This window comes from Aquabacterium fontiphilum (genome assembly GCF_009909205.1).
In the GTDB taxonomy this organism is placed as follows: Bacteria; Pseudomonadota; Gammaproteobacteria; order Burkholderiales; family Burkholderiaceae_C; genus Aquabacterium; species Aquabacterium fontiphilum.
The window spans coordinates 285,492-303,149 of sequence record NZ_JAAAPN010000002.1; the positions used below are offsets into that span (position 1 = coordinate 285,492).

The window sequence follows — 17,658 nt, forward strand, 5'->3', positions numbered from 1 at the left end:
CCTCTTTGGGCGCGTGGAGGATGGTGTGAGTTTTCTTGACACGCTCCTGGGCCGCAAACATCCGCCGATGATCGGGCTGGACATCAGTTCATCGAGCGTGAAGCTGGTAGAACTGAGTCAATCAGGCAATGGGGAATACGTTCTCGATCGATTTGCGTCCGAGCCTTTCGATAAGGGATGGATCGCGGATGGCCAGATTGAGAAATTCGACGAAGTCGCCGAGGCGGTGCGAAAAGTTGTAAGCAAAAGTGGCACACGTACCAAGCACGTGGCCATGGCCATGCCCCAGTCGGCCGTGATCACCAAGAAGATCATGTTACCGGCCGGCCTGCGCGAAGAGGAAATGGAAATGCAGGTCGAGGCGGAAGCCAACCAGTACATTCCGTTCTCCCTCGACGAAGTGAGCCTGGACTTCTGCGTGATTGGCCCCAGCCCGACCTCGGCGGGCGATGTCGAAGTGATGATCGCTGCCTCGCGCAAAGACCGCGTTCAGGACCGCCAAGGCCTTGCCGAAGCGGCTGGGCTGAAGCCTGCCGTGCTGGACATCGAGTCTTACGCCTCGCGCCTGGCCATGCAAAGACTGATTGCCTCTCTCCCGGGCGAGGGCAAGGACGCACTGGTCGCCCTGTTCGAGATCGGCGCAGAAAACACCAGCCTCAAAGTGCTGCGTGACAATGAGTTGTTGTACGACCGCGATCAGGCTTTCGGCGGCGCCCAGCTGACGCAGTTGATCTCGCGTCAGTACGGATTTTCTTACGAAGAGGCCGAGCAGAAGAAGCTGTCGGGAGACCTGCCCGAGGATTACCAGGGCGCACTGCTGGCCCCGTTTGTCGACAGCCTTTCGCAGGAGATCGGCCGTGCCTTGCAGTATTTCTTCACCAGCACGCCGCACCACAAGGTCCATTACGTGATGCTGGCTGGTGGTACCGCAGCCCTGCCCGGGTTGAAGGACCGGGTCACCGAACTGACCGGCTTTGCGTCGATGGTGGTCAATCCCTTCGAAGGCATGAAGCTGGGCTCTGCCGTGCGTGAAAGCAAGTTGCGGCGCGAAGCGTCTTCCTATCTGACCGCCTGTGGCTTGGCCATGCGGAGGTTCCTCGCATGATCCTCATCAACCTTCTTCCCCACCGCGAAGAGAAACGCCGGCTGCGCAAGCAGGCGTTCTTCGCCGGTCTGGGGGTCTCCGGCCTGGCTGGTGTGGCCATCGTGGTGTTCTGGTACGGCGTCCAGATGCAGATGATCAGCAGCCAGCAGGAGCGCAACGCGGTCCTGATGGACGCCATTGCCAAGCTGGAAACCGAGATCAAGGACGTCTCGACGCTCAAGGGTGAGATCGAATCGCTCAAGGCCCGGCAGCGAGCGGTCGAAGATCTGCAGACCGACCGCAATGTGCCCGTCCATCTGCTCAATGAACTGGTTGCCCAGACGCCCGAAGGCATTTACCTGACCGCCATCCGGCACAGCGGCGAAAGCGTACTGGTCAGCGGCATGGCGCAAAGCAACGAGCGCGTGTCCGAGTTCCTGCGCAACGCGAACAGCCGGTCGCCGTGGTTGGCGCAGCCCGAGCTGGTTGAGATCAAGGCCGCGCCCGCGGGTCGCGGTGCCAGCGAGTCGCGCAGGCTGTTCGAGTTTTCCATGCGCTTGACGCTCAAGCGGCCCCAGGATGTGGCGCCAGCAGAAGCGGCTTCGGGCGCGTCGGCGCCCGCTGCGCCGAAGGTGTGAGGTAGGAATGGCCAAACTGAACGCCAACATCGACCTGAACGCGTGGTTCCAGGACGCGCAGGACCAGTTCAAAGGACTCAATCCGAACGAGCCAGGGCAATGGCCAGTGCTGCCCAAGGCAGCAGCCTTCGTGGCAGCCGCCGCGCTGGTGGTGCTGCTCGGCTGGGCGGCCCTGCTGTCCGGCCAGCAAGAGGAGTTGCAGTCCGAGCGCGACCGTGAGCCGCAACTCAAAGCCGATTTTCAGAACAAGGTGACCCAGGCCGTCAACCTGGAGTTGCTGCGCAAGCAGCGTATCCAGGTCGAGGAGTACGTCAAGCAGATGGAAAAGCAGTTGCCCGGCAAGGCCGATATGGACGCGCTTCTGTCGGACATCAACCAGGCCGGTCTCGGTCGCGGCCTGGAGTTTGAGTTGTTCCGGCCTGGGCAGGTGGTGGTCAAGGACTACTACGCAGAACTGCCCATCGCCATTCGCGTGACGGGTCGCTACCACGACATCGGTGCGTTCACCGCCGACGTAGCCAACCTGTCGCGCATCGTGACCCTGCACGAACTGGTCATTGGCAACGTCGTGGCCAAGGATGCGTCGGGCAACCTCTACATGGAGGCCACCGCGAGAACCTACCGCTACCTCGACCCAGCCGAAGTTCAGGCGAACAAGGATGCGAAAGCCAAAGCGGGGGCCACGAAGTGATGACGCGTTATTCCCCCAGACTGCTGTGGCCGCTGTGTGTGTCGGCGGCCTTGCTCGCCGGATGCAGCGGGCATGAAGAGGAGCTGCAATCTTGGATGGCGCAGCAGCGTCAGCAGGTGCGGCCCAATGTGGAGCCTCTGTCGCCGCCGTTGCGCTTCAGCCCTCAGGCCTATGCCGGCGCCGAAGGGGCCGAGCCGTTCAGCGTTCAGAAGCTGACCGGGGCTCTGCGTCAGGAGGCCGCGCAGCCCAATTCCGTTGTGTCGGCTGAGCTGAACCGGCGCAAGGAGCCACTGGAAGCGTTCCCTCTGGACAGCATGACCATGGTGGGCAGCGTGAGCAAGCGCGGCGCACCTTATGCGCTGCTGCGCGTGGATAACCTGTTGTACCAGGTCAAGGCGGGGGACTACCTCGGCCAGAACTACGGGAAGATCATGAAGATCACCGAGACCGAGATCGAATTGCGAGAAATCGTGCAGGACGCCGCAGGCGAGTGGATCGAGCGCACCGCCACCCTGCAGCTGCAGGAGGCAGGACAATGATGACGATGCTGGAGACCCCCAAGATGAAACCGTGGCGCATTGCAATGGCTGGCCTGACCTTGGCCGTGATGTCGCCGCTGACCTGGGCCGCCGCGGCGATTCAGGCCATTACCAGCTCGCAGCAGGGCGGTGCCGATGTCATCCGCATCGAGATGAGCGAGCCGCTGGCGTCTCTGCCGGCCGGCTTCGTGGTTCAGGCGCCGCCGAGGGTGGCCATTGACCTGCCGGGTGTCACCAACGCGCTGGGCCGCAATCTGGTGGACATCAACCAGGGCAATGTTCGATCGGTCAACGTGGCGCAGGCCGGTGAGCGCACGCGTCTGGTGCTCAACCTGCGGCAGCCCTCCACCTACAGGGCCCAGGTTCAGGGCAAGACCCTGCTGCTGACGCTGGAGGCGGCTGGCGCAGCCCCGGCGCCTGTGGCCGCGGCTGAAGCGCCTGCGCAGGCCACGCCCGTGCGCGAGTCCGGGACCCGTTTCGCCTCGAACATGAACGCCGTACCGTTGGCGCTGCGTGACATCGACTTCCGCCGTGGTTCGGATGGCTCCGGTCGCGTGGTGGTTGAGTTGCCCAACAATCAGGTGGGTGTCGACATTCGCCAGCAGGGCAAGGCCCTCGTGGTCGAGTTTTCTGGCGCGAGCTTGCCAGACCGGCTGCGCCGCAAGTTCGACGTGTCCGATTTCGGTACGCCCGTGCAGGACATGACGGCCACGCAGATGGGTGAGCGCGTGCGACTGAACGTGACGCCGACTGGTGACTGGGAACACTCTGCCTACCAGAGTGACAACCAGTTCGTGCTGGAGGTGCGCGCCCGCAAGACCGATCCGAACAAGCTGACGCAGGGTCCCGGCTATGCGGGTGAGAAGCTGTCGCTGAATTTCCAGAACATTGAAGTGCGTGCGCTGCTGCAGGTGATCGCCGACTTCACCAACTTCAACGTGGTGACCAGCGACACCGTGACGGGCAATGTCACCCTGCGCCTGAAGGACGTGCCCTGGGATCAGGCGCTGGACATCATCCTGCAGGCCAAGGGCCTGGGCGTGCGCAAGACCGGCAATGTGCTGTGGATCGCCCCCAAGGACGAGATCAACGCCAAGGAGAAGATGGACCTGGAGGCCAAGGCCCAGGTGGCCGCGCTGGAGCCACTGCGTACGCAGTCCTTCCAGCTCAACTACACCAAGGCTGAAGAGATCGCCAAGGGCCTGACCGGCAACAACACGGGCGGCTCGGCCGGGGGCAACAACTCGACGCGCATTCTGTCGCCGCGTGGCAGCGTGATTTTCGAGACGCGCACCAACCAGCTGTTCGTCAACGACATTCCCAGCAAGCTGGAAGAAATCCAGCAGATGATTGCCAAGATCGATGTGCCCGCACGCCAGGTGCTGATCGAGGCGCGCATCGTCGAGGCCGACGATTCTTTCGGCCGCACGCTCGGTGTCCGACTGGGCACGCTCAATCGCAATTCAGTTGCCTCATCCGGGCGGCTCAATTTGGGTATCGGCGGTAACTATTCCGGTGTGGTCGGCTCGACTGGGCAGATTGCCACCGGAGGCACGGGGGGAACAGGCGGAACTGGTGGAGCTGCCACCTCCTCTATCGCCAACAGCTACTTCGTCAACCTGCCTGCTAATGGCTTGAACGGCTTCTCTGCTGCCACCATGGGCGTGTCGCTGTTCTCGTCGAGCGTGAACCATGCGCTGAATCTCGAGATCTCTGCATTGGAAGCCGATGGTCGCGGCAAAGTGGTTTCCAGCCCCCGCGTGATCACGGCAGACCAGGTCAAGGCGCTGATCGAACAAGGTACCGAGATTCCGTACGAAACGGCGACCTCAAGCGGCGCCACCGCGCTGGCCTTCCGCAAGGCCACGCTGAAGCTGGAAGTCACACCGCAGATCACGCCTGAGGGCAGCATCATCCTGGATGTCGATGTGAACAAGGACAGCGTCGGTCAGGAAACCCGTGCCGGCCCGTCCATCGACACCAAGCAAGTCAAGACCCAGGTGCTGGTGGAGAACGGCGGCACGGTGGTGATCGGTGGCATCTTCCAGCAAAGCGAGAGCGTGACGCAGCAGAAGGTGCCGCTACTCGGCGATATCCCCGGCGTTGGCGTGCTGTTCCGCAACAGCCAGCGTTCATCGCGTCGCTCAGAGTTGCTGATTTTCCTCACCCCGAAGGTCGTCTCGGATCGCTCAGGTCTGCGTTGATCCCTGTCTGTCTGGAGCAGTTGGTTTGACGGTCATTGCCCTGGTGGGCCTGCCCGGCGGCGGCAAGTCCACCGTCGGGCGTCAGCTTGCGCGCCGCCTGGGCGTGCGTTTCGTGGATGCCGATTCGACGCTGGAGGCGCGCTTCGGCATGCCCATCAAGGCCTACTTTGCCGAGCACGGTGAGGCAGCCTTCCGAGACGAAGAGGCCAAGGTCATCGATGAGTTGACTTGCGCCGGCCCCGGCGAGTCGATGGTGTTGGCCACGGGGGGCGGTGCCGTGCTGCGCCCAGAGAACCGCGAACACCTGCAGTCACGCTGCACGGTCGTCTACCTGCGGTCCACGCCCGATGAGCTGTTTCGCCGTTTGCGGCACGACACGCAGCGCCCCTTGCTGCAGGTGGCCGACCCGAAGGCGAAACTCAAGGCCCTGTACGATGAGCGACACCCGCTTTACGAGGCCGTGGCGCATTACAGCATCGACACGGGGCGCCCCTCTGTGGCCACGCTGGTCAACATGATTGCCATGCAGCTCGACATGGCGGGCCTGCTGCCCCTTCCCGGGGCGCAGGCGCCTCAGTCGGCGATCTGAGGCGTCAGGGTGCGCAGGTAGGCCGCAAAGCCGGGGCCGATCTGCGGGTGGCGCAGTGCCAACTCGACGTTGGCCTCCAGAAAACCCTCCTTGCTGCCGCAGTCGTAGCGTTTGCCCTCGTAGCAGTAGGCGTAGACGCGTTCGCTGGCCAGCAGTCCGGCGATGCCGTCCGTCAGCTGGATTTCGCCGCCCACGCCACGGGGTTGGGCGCGGATCTGATCAAACACCGCAGGGGTCAGGATGTAGCGGCCCGCCACGCCCAGGCGTGATGGCGCCGCGTCCGGTGCGGGCTTCTCGACGATGCGTTGCACATTGACCAGGCGCTCCGAGACGGTGTTGCCCGCCACGATGCCATAGCGCCGCGTGTGCTCGGCCGGAACCTCCTGAACAGCCAGGATCGAGCTCTTGAGCGCAGCAAACTGCTCGACCATCTGTTGCAGCACAGGCGGCTCTCCGACCATCAGGTCGTCGGCCAGCAGCACGGCAAACGGCTCGCCGCGCACCAGGCGCTCGCCACACAGCACGGCATGGCCCAGGCCCAGGCTTTTGGGCTGGCGCACGAACACGCACTCCATGTCGTCCGGCTTGATGGACTGCACGGTGCGCAGCAACTCCAGCTTGCCGGCTTGCTCCAGTTCGTACTCCAGCTCGAACGCGGTATCGAAGTGGTCCTCGATGGGGCGCTTGTGGCGACCGGTCACGAAGATCATCTCGCGGATGCCGGCGGCGTACGCCTCCTCGACCGCGTACTGGATCAGCGGCTTGTCGACCACCGGCAGCATTTCCTTGGGCTGGGCCTTGGTGGCAGGCAGGAAGCGGGTGCCGAGGCCGGCAACCGGGAAGATGGCCTTGGTGATCTGCATGTTGGTTCCGTACTGCTGAATCGGATCAGCCCAGGCGCTGCAGCTGTTCGCGCACGCGGGTGAGGGTGGCGCCGAAGTCGGCCAGGCGTTGTTTCTCCTGGTCGACCACGGCAGCGGGCGCGCGGGCGACGAAGCTCTCGTTGCCCAGCTTGGCTTCGGCCTTGGCGATCTCGCCTTCGAGGCGGGTGATTTCCTTGCTCAGGCGCGCCTGCTCGGCCGCCACGTCGATCTCGACATGCAGGGCCAGCCGGGCGTCACCCTGAACGGCCACAGGGGCCATCTGAGTGGCAGCCGCGAAGGCCGCCTCGTCCAGCACCTTGACCTCGCTGAGCTTGGCCAGGGCCTGGATGACCGGGGCGGCTTGCTGCATGAAGGCGGCGTCGCCCGTGGCGAGCAGCGGCATGCGCTCGGCCGGTGAGAGGTTCATCTCGCTGCGCAGGTTGCGCGTGGTGCCCACAATGGCCTTGAGCTTGGCCACCCAGGCGTCCGACTCGGGGCAGATGCGGCCCAGGTCGGCGCGCGGGTAGGCTGCCGTCACCAGCGACTCGTCGCTGCCGGCCTGCTTGCGCCCGGCCACGGGGGCCACGACCTGCCACAGCGCTTCGGTGATGAAGGGCGTGATGGGGTGCAGCAGGCGCAGCACGGTTTCGAGCACGCGGATCAGGGTGCGGCGCGTGGCGCGCGCAGCAGCCTCGTTACCCGACGCCTTGGCAGCGTTGAGCTGGGCCTTGGCGATCTCGATGTACCAATCACAGTACTCGTCCCAGACGAACTGGTAGATGGTGTTGGCGACGTTGTCCAGACGGAAGTCGGTGAAGCCTTGCTCCACCGCAGCCTCGACGCGCTGCAGTTCGCTCACGATCCATTTGTCAGCCGGGCTGAAATCCAGGTAGCCGCCCACGGCGCACACGCCGGGCTCGTGCGCCTTGAGGCCACAATCCTGGCCCTCAGTGTTCATCAGCACGAACTTGGTGGCGTTCCAGAGCTTGTTGCAGAAGTTGCGGTAGCCCTCGCAGCGCTTGGAGTCGAAGTTGATGGCGCGGCCCAGGCTGGCGAGTGCCGCGAAGGTGAAGCGCAGCGCATCGGCGCCATAGCCCGGGATGCCCTCGGGGAACTCCTTCTCGGTGGCCTTGCGGACCTTCGGCGCCGTCTCGGGCTTGCGCAGGCCGGTGGTGCGCTTCTCAAGCAGCGGCGCGAGTTCGATCCCGTCGATCAGATCGACCGGGTCGAGCACATTGCCTTCCGACTTCGACATCTTGTTGCCCTGTGCATCGCGCACCAGGCCATGGATGTAGACGTGCTTGAACGGCACCTTGCCCGTGAAGTGCTTGGTCATCATGATCATCCGGGCGACCCAGAAGAAGATGATGTCGTAGCCGGTGACCAGCACCGACGACGGCAGGAACAGGTCCATTTCCTTGGTCTGTTCGGGCCAGCCCAACGTGGAGAAGGGCACCAGCGCCGACGAGTACCAGGTGTCGAGCACGTCTTCGTCGCGCGTCAGTTCGCCCTCGTAGCCGGCGGCCTTGGCACGGGTGCGGGCTTCGTCTTCGCTGCGTGCAACGAAGATTTCGCCGTTGCTGCCGTACCAGGCCGGGATCTGATGGCCCCACCACAGTTGGCGACTGATGCACCAGTCCTGGATGTTCTTCATCCACTGGTTGTAGGTGTTGACCCAGTTTTCGGGCACGAACTTCACATCGCCCGATTCCACGGCCTCGATGGCCTGCTCGGCAATGGACTTGCCCTGGGCGCCGGGCTTGGTCATGGCGACGAACCATTGATCCGTCAGCATCGGCTCGATGATCTGGCCGGTGCGGGCGCAGCGGGGCACCATCAGCTTGTGCTTCTTGACCTCGACCAGCAGGCCTTCGGCGTCCAACTGGGCCACCAGGGCCTTGCGGGCCACGAAGCGGTCCAGCCCGCGGTAGGCCTCGGGGATCTCGGGTAGATGCGACACCACCTGCGCTTCCAGCGTGAAGATGGTGATCATCGGCAGGTTGTGCCGCAGGCCAACCTGGTAGTCGTTGGTGTCGTGGGCCGGGGTGACCTTGACGACGCCAGTGCCGAAGTCCTTGTCGACGTGCTCGTCGGCGATCACCGGCACCAGTCGGCCGGTGATGGGCAGCTTGACCAGCTTGCCGATCAGGTGCCTGTAGCGCTCGTCTTCGGGGTGGACCATGACGGCGGTGTCGCCGAGCATGGTCTCGGGACGGGTGGTGGCCACGACCAGGGTCTCATCGCTGCCATCGATGGGATAGCGGATGTGCCACATCGAGCCGTCTTCTTCCTCGCTTTCGACTTCGAGGTCGGATACGGCCGATTTCAGAATCGGATCCCAGCTCACCAGCCGCTTGCCGCGGTAGATCAGGCCTTCTTCATACAGCCGCACGAAGGTCTCGACCACCACCTTGGACAGCTTGTCGTCCATGGTGAAGTATTCGTGCTCCCAGCTGACCGAGTCGCCCATGCGGCGCATCTGCTGGGTGATGGTCGAGCCGGATTGCTCCTTCCATTCCCAGATCTTGGCCACAAAGTTCTTGCGACCTAGGTTGTGCCGGTTCTGGCCTTTCTCCTGCAATTGGCGTTCGACCACGATCTGCGTGGCGATGCCTGCGTGGTCGGTGCCAGGGATCCACAGCGTGTTGTGGCCCTTCATGCGGTGGTAACGCGTCAACGAGTCCATGATGGTCTGGTTGAAGGCGTGGCCCATGTGCAGGGTGCCGGTCACATTCGGTGGCGGCAGCTGGATGCAGAACGAGGGCTTGGACTCGTCAAGCGTGGGCTTGTACAGGCCGCGTTGCTCCCACAGCGGGCCATACAGGGCCTCGATCGGAGCGGGGTCGAAGGATTTGGCGAGTTCGGTCATGGCGTGCATTTTAGGCGGCGGGGCGACCTCGCCAGCTTTGCGTTTTGGTCACGAATGGGGATGCAACTGGAACTCATGGGCCTGATCTGGATCAAAGATGACACCAGCGGCGTGGCCGTCTTGCCGAAAATGGCTTGGCGTGGACGGATTGCGCCTCTAGGATGAATTGCATTGCCGCCCATGTCGGGCGCGACCTGCATCCCAGGAGGAAGCCCCATGTACGAACATCTGCTGGTGCCGGTTGACGGCGGAGACCTGTCACAGAAGTCAATGGACCATGCGATTGGCCTGGCCAAGATGCTGGGTGCGCGCATCACCGGGCTCACGGCCGAGCCGCCGCTGCCTGTCATGGTGGTGGAGACGGCGGCCGTGGCCTATGACGTCGAGACCTTTCAGGAGCACGAGCGTCGCTGCGAGCAGCACGCCCGCGAGTTGCTGGGGCGTTTTGCCGACCAGGCCCGTGCGGCCGGTGTCGAGTTCGATGGCCAGTTCGTGATCACGGACAACGTGGAGCAGGCCATCGTCGACGCCGCACAGGCGCATGCATGCGACCTCATCGTGATGGCCACCCATGGTCGCCATGGGCTGGACGCCCTGATCCACGGCTCGTTGACCAAGAGCGTGCTGGCGCACAGCAAGGTGCCTTTGCTGGTGCTGCATTGACCGTTTTTTTCACCCTGACCACAAGGAGCAAGCCATGAGCGAACTGACCACCGCCCAAAAAGAAAAGCTGATGTCGGACCTGAAGATGGTGATGGCGGACGCGGAAGCCTTGCTGGCGGCCACCAGCGACGATGCGCAGGCCGGCATGGCCGAATTGCGCGCCCGGGTGGCCGATACGCTCCTGCGGGCCAAGGATGGCCTGATTGACGCCCAGGAAGCCGTGGTCGACCGTGCGCGTGCCGCCGCCAAGGCCACCGACCACTACGTACACGACCACCCCTGGAAGTCGGTCGGCATTGCGGCGGGCGTGGGGTTGCTGCTGGGCATGCTCATCAGCCGGCGTTGAGTCGCGCAGGCATGGCCGACGACGCGCGTCCCGATGCGGGCCGCGGCGCTGCCGGGGGTTTGAAGACCTCGCTGCAGTCGCTGGCGGCCACGCTGATGGCCATCGCTCACACGCGGCTGGCCCTGCTGTCAGTCGAACTCGAAGCCGAGAAGCGTCGCTTGCTGGGCGTGCTCGCCTGGGGTGCGCTGGGCATCTTGCTGGGCGGCTTCGGGCTCGTCTTTCTCGCCGCGTGGTTGACGGTGCTGTGGTGGGACACCCATCGCTTGCTGGCGCTGGGGTCGTCGGCGTTGGCGTTCCTGGCCGTGGCGGCCGTGGCAGCGTGGCGCGTGCGCGCCTTGCTGGTGGCCTCGCATGAGTGGCTGGGCGGCACGCTGGCTGAACTGGAGGCGGACCAGCGCGCGCTCGCGGGCGCGGCTTCTGCCGAGGCGACGCCCCGTGATCGGGAGGACGTATGAGCCAGCGAGACGCCGAACTGGCGCGGCGCCGCGCCTCGTTGATGCGGCGCAGCGCCATGCTGCGCCTGCAACTGGGGCGGCAACTCGACGAGGGCCTGGCACCAGCATGGCGCACGGCCGACACGGCGGCGCGTGGTTGGCAATGGCTGCGTCGCAATCCGTGGGTATGGGCCGTTGGCGCCGTGGCGCTGGCTGTCTGGCGCCCAACGCGCGCGGCCGGGGCGGCCTCGCGTGCCTGGGGGGCGTGGGTGCTGATAAGGCGGTTCGCGCCGGTGCTGGCGCCTGTGCTGAGCACCTTGCTGCAAATCGGTGCCGGCCGCGCCGGCCATCGGAAGGGATGAGATGGATCTGACGTTCTACGGCGCCACCGGCACCGTCACCGGCTCCAAGTCGCTGGTGGAAGTCGGGGGGCTGCGGGTATTGGTTGATTGCGGCCTGTTTCAGGGCTACAAGACACTGCGCGAGCGCAATTGGGCGCCGCTCCCGTTCGATCCGCGCACGCTGGATGCGGTTCTGCTGACGCACGCCCACATCGACCACAGCGGCACCTTGCCCTTGTTGACGCGGCACGGCTACAAAGGCCCGATCTGGACGACGGCGGCCAGCGCCGACCTGTGCGAAATCCTGTTGCAGGACACGGCCAACCTGCAGGAGGAAGAGGCCCGCTACCGCAATCGGCACCGTGCCACCAAACACCACCCGGCCGAGCCCTTGTACACGGTGCAGGACGCGCAGGCTTGCCTCAAACGCTTGCGCGCCGTGCCGTCGAACGGGCAACTGGAGCTGGCCGATGGCGTGCAGGTGCAGTTCACGCCAGCGGGGCACATCCTGGGCGCAGCCAGCGTGCATGTGGCCTGCGAGGGGCGCTCGGTGCTCTTCTCGGGCGACCTGGGGCGTCAGGATGACCTGGTCATGTCGCCGCCAGCCACGCCACCTGGGGCAGATTGGGTGGTGGTCGAGTCGACTTATGGTGACCGCCTCCATCCTGATGTCGACCCGATCGAGCGTCTGGGCGACATCGTGCGCCGCACGGTGGCGCGTGGCGGCGTGGTGGTGGTTCCGGCGTTCGCTGTCGGGCGCACGCAAGGGTTGCTGTATGCGCTGTACCGTCTCAAGCAGGCGCGCGCCATTCCGGACGTGCCGGTCGTGCTCGACAGCCCGATGGGGATCGCGGCCACGCAGGTCTATGAGCGGCACCGTGACCAGCATCGGCTCACGCACGACGAGTGCGTGGGCATCCGCGAAATGACGCGCTTTGTGCGCAGCGTGGACGAGTCCAAAGCTTTGTTGCAGCAGCGCTACCCGATGGTGATCGTGGCCGGCAGCGGGATGGTCACTGGCGGGCGGGTGCTGCACCACCTGCTGCACTATGGCCCGAACGCGCGCAACAGCGTGGTGCTGGGAGGCTTCCAGGCGGGTGGCACGCGGGGCGCGGCCCTGGCGTCCGGGGCGACCTCGATCAAGCTGTTTGGTGAGTACGTACCCATCCGCGCCGAAGTGCAGCAGATCGAAGGGCTGTCCGCCCACGCCGACCAGCGGGGGTTGCTGGACTGGCTGCAAGCCTTGCCGCGCGCCCCTCACGAGGTGTTCGTGACGCATGGCGAGCCGCAGGCGGCCGACACGCTGCGTTTGCGCATCCGCGAGACGCTGGGTTGGAAGGCCCGGGTGCCCGACTACCGTGAACTCGTCCACATGGATTAACGGGCCCTGCGGCCCGGTCGCTGCTCAGTGCGTGGCGGTGTCCGCGGCCTTGAAGCGGGCGATGCGCTCGGCGTCTGCTGGGTGGCTGCTCAGCGCGATGCCGATCTGGCTGCGCTCGGTCTCGGCGTCTTCCTCGTCGGCCAGTCGTTCGAACAGCACGGCCATGATGCTCGGCCGCATGGCGTTGGCCCGCAGGAAGACGATGGCCACATCGTCGGCCTCGCGTTCCATCTGGCGCGAGTAATGCAGATGGCCGAGCAGGGCGGGCGCGCCCGCCAGCAGGCCGCTGACATCGCCCAGGGCCAGAGACGTGACCGCCCCGAGCAGGCTGGACTGGATCACCATGCGCATGCCATGGCGGGCTTCCACATGCCCGAGTTCGTGGCCGAGCACACCGATCAGCACGTCTTCGCGGTCCTTGAGCAGCTTGACCATGTCGTCGGTCACGACGATGGTGCCGTCAGGCAGGGCCAGTGCGTTCGGGCCGATACCCGAGTCACGAAACAGGATGCGCACCCCGGCGTGAGCGGGGTGCGGCCCGCCTTGCGCAAGCTGGTGCTTGCTCAGAGCCGCCTGGAACTGCGCACGCAGGTGTGCCTGGGTGGCTTCGGGCACCTTGCTGGGCTTGAGCAGGCCGCCTTCGAGGCTGTCGAGCGTCGATTGACCCAGGCTCTGGTCCACCGAGTGCGGCACGACTTGCAACAGCCCGCTGGCTGCCAGCGGCAAGCCCCACCGGTAGCCGGCCGCGGTCACCACGCACAACAGCAGCACGGCCACCAGTGTGGCGCGCCAGCTCTGCTGCGCCCGCACCACCCAGCTTTCGCGGCCGTGGTGCGTGCGCATCCAGGTGTCCCAGGCAGCGCCGTCGTCGCTCTGGATGCTGCCCCCGCTGGCGATGTGGGCGTTGCGCGTGCCGTGGCGCGTGCGCTCGGGCCAGTCCACGTCGCGCCAGGGCAGCCGCACCTCGCCGGTCGATGTCCGGAGCACGGCGTGCGGGCCTTCGCGGGTCAACACGGCGTCTTGGGCCCGGGCGCTGCGGCCATCGAAGTAGCGTACAGGCAACCCCGCGCCGGCCGCCGGCGGCTGGCTCACCATGGCGGGCTGGGCGGGCTGAGCCGGCTGCGTGTCGGCAAAGGCCTCGGGCGGCGCGTCGTGCATCAGAGGCCCACGTCGATGCCAAGCAGGTCTGCAGCCATGTCGCCTGCGGCGTCCTGGTAACGGGCCTGGGCTGCCACCACCAGGTCATCCGGATGCTGGCGGGTGTGGACGCTGACCGACTCGAGTTTGAGACGTGCCATGGCCACAGCTGCGAAGGGCCAGTACAGGCCCAGGGTCAGGCCCGTGAGCACGGTGTTCTTCATCATCAGCTTGGTCAGGCCCCACACGGGCACGTGGCTCTTGAAGCGGATCTGGCGGTTGCCGGTGCTGGTCCAGACCAGGTTCTGCATCTTGGCTGTGAAGTAGGCGGCGTACAGCGCCTGCATGATCAGCATCCCGATGATCACCACGGGCGTGATCATCATCAGGCCGGCCATCATCCCGGCCATGCCACCGCCACCGATGAGCGCGGCCAGCAGGCCCACGACCGCGCCAAAGGCCACGACCGATCCGAAGCCCACGGCTGCGGTGGAGAGGAACACCTTGGCCACGTCGCCACAAGTGGCCCGGAAGGTGGTTTGCCAGGGACCCAGCGCGTAATGGTTGTGCTGATAGGCCTTCAGGCGCCACAACAGATAGGGGCCGACGCCGACGGCCACCAGCACGAAAAGCAACAGGGCCAGCGCCTGGGGGCCGCCGGGGCGCTGGTTCTCACCCAGCCCGCTCAGGGCTACTGCCAGAATGATGCCGGCTGCCGCGATGGCGGCCATGGGACCTGCGAAGACGAGGTAGGCGTCGCGTAGCGAGCCGCGGAAGGCGAAGCGCAGGCCACGCCAACTGGTCTGTGCGAGACGGAACTGCAGCGAGGCGCGCAGCAGTGCGGGCCATACGGCCGCCAGGATCAGACCCGCGATGCCGCCGGCGAGATCCGACACGTTGCCGGCCAGGCCATAGACGAACAGCAGGGCGGCCATCAGCAGGAAGCCGCGCAACATCTGCTTGGGGTTGCCGTGGAAATCCAGCGGGTGGCCGGCGACCTCGGTGTGACCATAGAAGTAGCGCAGCTTGCGCACCTTGGCCCACGGGTAGTACAGCCCCAGCGTAACCAGCATCAGCAGCAGGTTGACGATCCAGATGCGAAAGTACTCGCTGCCTGAGCCCGTGAACTGCACGGGGAAGCTGTGCACCGAAGTGGGCTGACGCGACGGCGCGGCAAAGCCGGACCCGATGTGGGTGCCGCCCGGGGGCGAGTTGTCGGAGATGAGGCCTTGCGGCTGATCAGGGCCTGCGGTGGGCAGACCCATGGGGCGAGAGGGTGTGTGCATGTGGCTCCCTGAGGGCCGGCGAAGCGGCCGCGATGCTGTTGTCACGAACTCTGCAGCGGTTGACCCGCCAGCCCCATTTTGACCCAGCGCCTAGAATTTGCGGATGACCGAGCCCACTGCCCAAGCCACATTTTTTCCGCAATCGCAGCCGGGGGGCAATTCCCCCATGCTGGTGGGCCTCAACCCCGAACAGCTGGCTGCCGTGACGGCGCCGCCCGGCCCCGCGCTCATCCTCGCCGGCGCCGGTTCGGGCAAGACCCGCGTGCTGACTACCCGCATCGCCTGGCTGCTGCAGACGGGCCAGGCGTCGCCCGCAGGCATCATGGCCGTGACCTTCACCAACAAGGCGGCCAAGGAGATGCTGGCACGGCTGTCGGCCATGCTGCCGGTGAACGCGCGCACCATGTGGATCGGCACCTTCCACGGGCTGTGCAACCGCTTTTTGCGGGCGCATGCGCGCGTGGCAGGCCTGCCACAGGCCTTCCAGATTCTGGATACGCAAGACCAGCTCTCGGCTGTCAAACGGGTGATCAAGGGGCTGGGCTTCAACGAAGAAAAGTGTGTGCCCAAGCAGACGACCTGGTTCATTGCCAACGCCAAGGAAGACGGCCTGCGGCCCCAGGACATTCAGCCGCGTGATGAGCTGGGCCGCATGCAGCTGGCTGTCTATCAGGCGTATGAAGACCAGTGCCAGCGCGAAGGCGTGGTCGACTTTGCCGAGCTGATGCTGCGCAGCTACGAGATCATGCGCGACCACCCTGAGGTGCGCGAGCATTATCAGCGCCGCTTCAAGCACATCCTGGTCGATGAGTTCCAGGACACCAACCGCCTGCAGTACCTGTGGCTCAAGATGTTCGCGGGCGACCCGGCCGTGACCGGCAACAGCGTGTTCGCCGTGGGCGACGATGACCAGAGCATTTACGCCTTCCGTGGCGCGCGCGTGGGCAACATGACGGATTTCGAGCGTGAGTTCCGTGTGCAGCGCGTCATCAAGCTGGAACAAAACTACCGCAGCCACGGCCACATCCTTGATGCGGCCAACCAACTCATCGCTCAGAACAGCCGCCGGCTGGGCAAGAACCTGCGTACCGATGCGGGCCAGGGCGAGCCCATTCGTGTGTACGAGGCCGCCAGCGATTACGCCGAGGCGCAATGGATGGTGGACGAGATCAAGAGCCTGCGCCGCGAGGGCTGCGACCTGCACGAGGTGGCCGTGCTGTACCGTAGCAACGCGCAGTCGCGGGTGATCGAGTCGGCGCTGTTCAACGCAGGCATCTCATACAAGGTCTATGGCGGGCTGCGCTTCTTCGAGCGGGCCGAGGTGAAACACGCGCTGGCCTACCTCCGCCTGATCGAGAACCCGAACGACGACACCAGCTTTTTGCGGGTGGTGAACTTCCCGGCGCGTGGCATCGGGGCGCGCACCATCGAGCAGTTGCAGGACGCCGCACGACAGAGCGGCCGCAGCCTCAGCCAGAGCGTGACGGCGGTGCCCGGCAAGGCCGGCGCCAATCTGGGCGCCTTCGTGGCGATGATCGACGCGATGCGCGAGGTGACCACCGGCCTGACGCTGCGCCAGATCATCGAACACGTGGTCGAGGCCTCGGGGCTGGCCGATTTCTACCGCAGCGAGAAGGACGGCCAGGAACGGCTGGAGAACCTGGCCGAACTGGTCAACGCGGCAGAAGCCTTCGTGACGCAGGAAGGCTTTGGCAAAGATGCAGTGGCACTGCCGGCCGATCAGCCGGTCGGCGCGATGGCGCCCGGCCTGCCTGCCGCTGTGGCCCAGGTGGATGTGCTGCCCGACGCCGAAACGGGCGAGATCATCTCGCCGCTGCTGGCCTTCCTGACTCATGCTTCGCTCGAGGCGGGCGACAACCAGGCCCAGGCCGGGCAGGACGCCGTGCAGCTGATGACCATCCACGCGGCCAAGGGGCTGGAGTTCATCAATGTGTTCCTGACGGGGCTGGAAGAAGGCCTGTTCCCGCACGAGAACGCGATGAGCGACGTGGATGGCCTGGAAGAAGAGCGCCGGCTGATGTATGTGGCCATCACACGAGCGCGCCAGCGCCTGTACCTCACCTTCAGCCAGACGCGCATGCTGCATGGCCAGACGCGCTATCACATCAAGAGCCGCTTCCTCGACGAACTGCCCGAGGAAGCACTGAAGTGGCTGACGCCACGCAACCAGGCCTTTGGGTCGGGTTTCGCGGGGGCCTACCAGGAGGCATGGTCCAGCGGGCGGGGCATGGGCTCGATGGTGGGGGCGGGCGCGCAGCCTTATCGGTCAGGGGGCGGCGGCCGAACGGCGCCGGCCTGGCGAGGCGGAGCCCGCGAAGACAACTTCAAGGACCTCACCGCACCGTTGCCCAAAGCCATGGCCGAGGCCAAGTCGGAAGCGGGCCTGCGTGTGGGACAGAGCGTGTTCCACAACAAGTTCGGCGAAGGCGTCATCCTGACGATGGAAGGCAACGGCCCGGATGCGCGCGTGCAGGTCAACTTCGGGCGCCACGGCACCAAGTGGTTGATGCTCAGCGTGGCCAAGCTGACGCCCATCGAGTGAGCCGCGGGTTTGCGGCCTGCTGGATCACGC

At 65.4% G+C, this 17,658-nt stretch carries 16 protein-coding genes; 12 read left to right on the forward strand and 4 right to left on the reverse strand.

Annotated features, from left to right (window positions below):
* Nucleotides 1-25 precede the first annotated feature (25 nt).
* Genes GTZ97_RS03360 through GTZ97_RS03385 form a run of 6 tightly spaced genes read left to right on the forward strand, consistent with a single transcriptional unit; the run spans nucleotide 26 to nucleotide 5,745 of the window.
* Nucleotides 26-1,105 (forward strand): pilus assembly protein PilM, encoded by a 1,080-nt coding sequence (locus GTZ97_RS03360; RefSeq protein ID WP_161649091.1) that lies wholly within the window; start codon nucleotides 26-28, stop codon nucleotides 1,103-1,105.
* On the forward strand, nucleotides 1,102-1,722 hold the full coding sequence (locus tag GTZ97_RS03365) for a PilN domain-containing protein (protein WP_161649092.1): 621 nt from the start codon (nucleotides 1,102-1,104) through the stop codon (nucleotides 1,720-1,722). Before GTZ97_RS03360 ends, GTZ97_RS03365 begins: the two co-directional genes overlap by 4 nt.
* A gap of 7 nt (nucleotides 1,723-1,729) precedes the next feature.
* Nucleotides 1,730-2,413, forward strand: coding sequence for a type IV pilus inner membrane component PilO (locus GTZ97_RS03370; protein WP_161649093.1), 684 nt, complete (start codon nucleotides 1,730-1,732; stop codon nucleotides 2,411-2,413).
* Nucleotides 2,413-2,952 (forward strand): pilus assembly protein PilP, encoded by a 540-nt coding sequence (locus GTZ97_RS03375; RefSeq protein ID WP_161649094.1) that lies wholly within the window; start codon nucleotides 2,413-2,415, stop codon nucleotides 2,950-2,952. Before GTZ97_RS03370 ends, GTZ97_RS03375 begins: the two co-directional genes overlap by 1 nt.
* Nucleotides 2,949-5,156 carry a type IV pilus secretin PilQ gene (locus GTZ97_RS03380; protein WP_161649095.1) on the forward strand — a complete coding sequence of 736 codons (2,208 nt, stop codon included), beginning with the start codon at nucleotides 2,949-2,951 and terminating at the stop codon, nucleotides 5,154-5,156. Before GTZ97_RS03375 ends, GTZ97_RS03380 begins: the two co-directional genes overlap by 4 nt.
* 25 nt (nucleotides 5,157-5,181) lie before the next feature.
* On the forward strand, nucleotides 5,182-5,745 hold the full coding sequence (locus GTZ97_RS03385; protein WP_201748143.1) for a shikimate kinase: 564 nt from the start codon (nucleotides 5,182-5,184) through the stop codon (nucleotides 5,743-5,745).
* On the opposite strand, the gene galU is transcribed toward GTZ97_RS03385, so the two are convergent.
* Nucleotides 5,730-6,608, reverse strand: coding sequence for a UTP--glucose-1-phosphate uridylyltransferase GalU (gene galU / locus GTZ97_RS03390; protein ID WP_161649096.1), 879 nt, complete (start codon nucleotides 6,606-6,608; stop codon nucleotides 5,730-5,732). The two genes, GTZ97_RS03385 and galU, sit on opposite strands and share 16 nt — an antisense overlap.
* Nucleotides 6,609-6,633: 25 nt before the next feature.
* On the reverse strand, nucleotides 6,634-9,477 hold the full coding sequence (locus GTZ97_RS03395; RefSeq protein WP_161649097.1) for a valine--tRNA ligase: 2,844 nt from the start codon (nucleotides 9,475-9,477) through the stop codon (nucleotides 6,634-6,636).
* A 216-nt stretch (nucleotides 9,478-9,693) separates the two neighbouring features.
* Here GTZ97_RS03395 and GTZ97_RS03400 point away from each other — a divergent pair, with 216 nt between their 5' ends.
* From GTZ97_RS03400 to GTZ97_RS03420, 5 genes are read left to right on the forward strand one after another with little or no spacing between them, the layout of a single operon-like run.
* Nucleotides 9,694-10,140, forward strand: coding sequence for a universal stress protein (locus GTZ97_RS03400; protein WP_161649098.1), 447 nt, complete (start codon nucleotides 9,694-9,696; stop codon nucleotides 10,138-10,140).
* A 34-nt stretch (nucleotides 10,141-10,174) separates the two neighbouring features.
* A complete protein-coding gene (locus tag GTZ97_RS03405; protein WP_161649099.1) occupies nucleotides 10,175-10,486 on the forward strand; it encodes an ElaB/YgaM/YqjD family protein in 312 nt (103 codons plus the stop codon).
* Between the two features lie 11 nt (nucleotides 10,487-10,497).
* Nucleotides 10,498-10,941: a phage holin family protein gene (locus GTZ97_RS03410; RefSeq protein ID WP_161649100.1), complete on the forward strand. Its 444-nt coding sequence runs from the start codon at nucleotides 10,498-10,500 to the stop codon at nucleotides 10,939-10,941.
* Complete coding sequence (locus tag GTZ97_RS03415; RefSeq protein WP_161649101.1) at nucleotides 10,938-11,282, forward strand: YqjK family protein; 345 nt, start codon at nucleotides 10,938-10,940, stop codon at nucleotides 11,280-11,282. Before GTZ97_RS03410 ends, GTZ97_RS03415 begins: the two co-directional genes overlap by 4 nt.
* Before the next feature lies 1 nt (nucleotide 11,283).
* Nucleotides 11,284-12,642 (forward strand): MBL fold metallo-hydrolase RNA specificity domain-containing protein, encoded by a 1,359-nt coding sequence (locus tag GTZ97_RS03420; RefSeq protein ID WP_161649102.1) that lies wholly within the window; start codon nucleotides 11,284-11,286, stop codon nucleotides 12,640-12,642.
* 24 nt (nucleotides 12,643-12,666) lie between these two features.
* Here the strand turns inward: GTZ97_RS03420 and GTZ97_RS03425 are convergent, their stop codons facing one another.
* Both GTZ97_RS03425 and GTZ97_RS03430 read right to left on the reverse strand, forming a co-directional pair.
* Nucleotides 12,667-13,800: a M48 family metallopeptidase gene (locus GTZ97_RS03425; protein ID WP_161649103.1), complete on the reverse strand. Its 1,134-nt coding sequence runs from the start codon at nucleotides 13,798-13,800 to the stop codon at nucleotides 12,667-12,669.
* On the reverse strand, nucleotides 13,800-15,065 hold the full coding sequence (locus GTZ97_RS03430; RefSeq protein ID WP_161649104.1) for a YjgN family protein: 1,266 nt from the start codon (nucleotides 15,063-15,065) through the stop codon (nucleotides 13,800-13,802). Before GTZ97_RS03430 ends, GTZ97_RS03425 begins: the two co-directional genes overlap by 1 nt.
* Before the next feature lie 103 nt (nucleotides 15,066-15,168).
* On the opposite strand from GTZ97_RS03430, the gene GTZ97_RS03435 reads away from it, so the two are divergent.
* Complete coding sequence (locus GTZ97_RS03435) at nucleotides 15,169-17,628, forward strand: UvrD-helicase domain-containing protein (protein ID WP_161649105.1); 2,460 nt, start codon at nucleotides 15,169-15,171, stop codon at nucleotides 17,626-17,628.
* Nucleotides 17,629-17,658 lie beyond the last annotated feature (30 nt).

Excerpts from the sequence above, each read along its gene's own strand:
- GTZ97_RS03400 (WP_161649098.1), top strand. The coding sequence starts at position 9,694 with ATGTACGAACATCTGCTGGTGCCGGTTGACGGCGGAGACCTGTCACAG.
- GTZ97_RS03415 (WP_161649101.1), top strand. The coding sequence starts at position 10,938 with ATGAGCCAGCGAGACGCCGAACTGGCGCGGCGCCGCGCCTCGTTGATG.
- GTZ97_RS03430 (WP_161649104.1), bottom strand. The coding sequence starts at position 15,065 with ATGCACACACCCTCTCGCCCCATGGGTCTGCCCACCGCAGGCCCTGAT.
- GTZ97_RS03420 (WP_161649102.1), top strand. The coding sequence starts at position 11,284 with ATGGATCTGACGTTCTACGGCGCCACCGGCACCGTCACCGGCTCCAAG.
- GTZ97_RS03405 (WP_161649099.1), top strand. The coding sequence starts at position 10,175 with ATGAGCGAACTGACCACCGCCCAAAAAGAAAAGCTGATGTCGGACCTG.
- GTZ97_RS03365 (WP_161649092.1), top strand. The coding sequence starts at position 1,102 with ATGATCCTCATCAACCTTCTTCCCCACCGCGAAGAGAAACGCCGGCTG.
- galU (WP_161649096.1), bottom strand. The coding sequence starts at position 6,608 with ATGCAGATCACCAAGGCCATCTTCCCGGTTGCCGGCCTCGGCACCCGC.
- GTZ97_RS03395 (WP_161649097.1), bottom strand. The coding sequence starts at position 9,477 with ATGACCGAACTCGCCAAATCCTTCGACCCCGCTCCGATCGAGGCCCTG.
- GTZ97_RS03425 (WP_161649103.1), bottom strand. The coding sequence starts at position 13,800 with ATGCACGACGCGCCGCCCGAGGCCTTTGCCGACACGCAGCCGGCTCAG.
- GTZ97_RS03380 (WP_161649095.1), top strand. The coding sequence starts at position 2,949 with ATGATGACGATGCTGGAGACCCCCAAGATGAAACCGTGGCGCATTGCA.
- GTZ97_RS03370 (WP_161649093.1), top strand. The coding sequence starts at position 1,730 with ATGGCCAAACTGAACGCCAACATCGACCTGAACGCGTGGTTCCAGGAC.
- GTZ97_RS03375 (WP_161649094.1), top strand. The coding sequence starts at position 2,413 with ATGACGCGTTATTCCCCCAGACTGCTGTGGCCGCTGTGTGTGTCGGCG.
- GTZ97_RS03435 (WP_161649105.1), top strand. The coding sequence starts at position 15,169 with ATGACCGAGCCCACTGCCCAAGCCACATTTTTTCCGCAATCGCAGCCG.
- GTZ97_RS03410 (WP_161649100.1), top strand. The coding sequence starts at position 10,498 with ATGGCCGACGACGCGCGTCCCGATGCGGGCCGCGGCGCTGCCGGGGGT.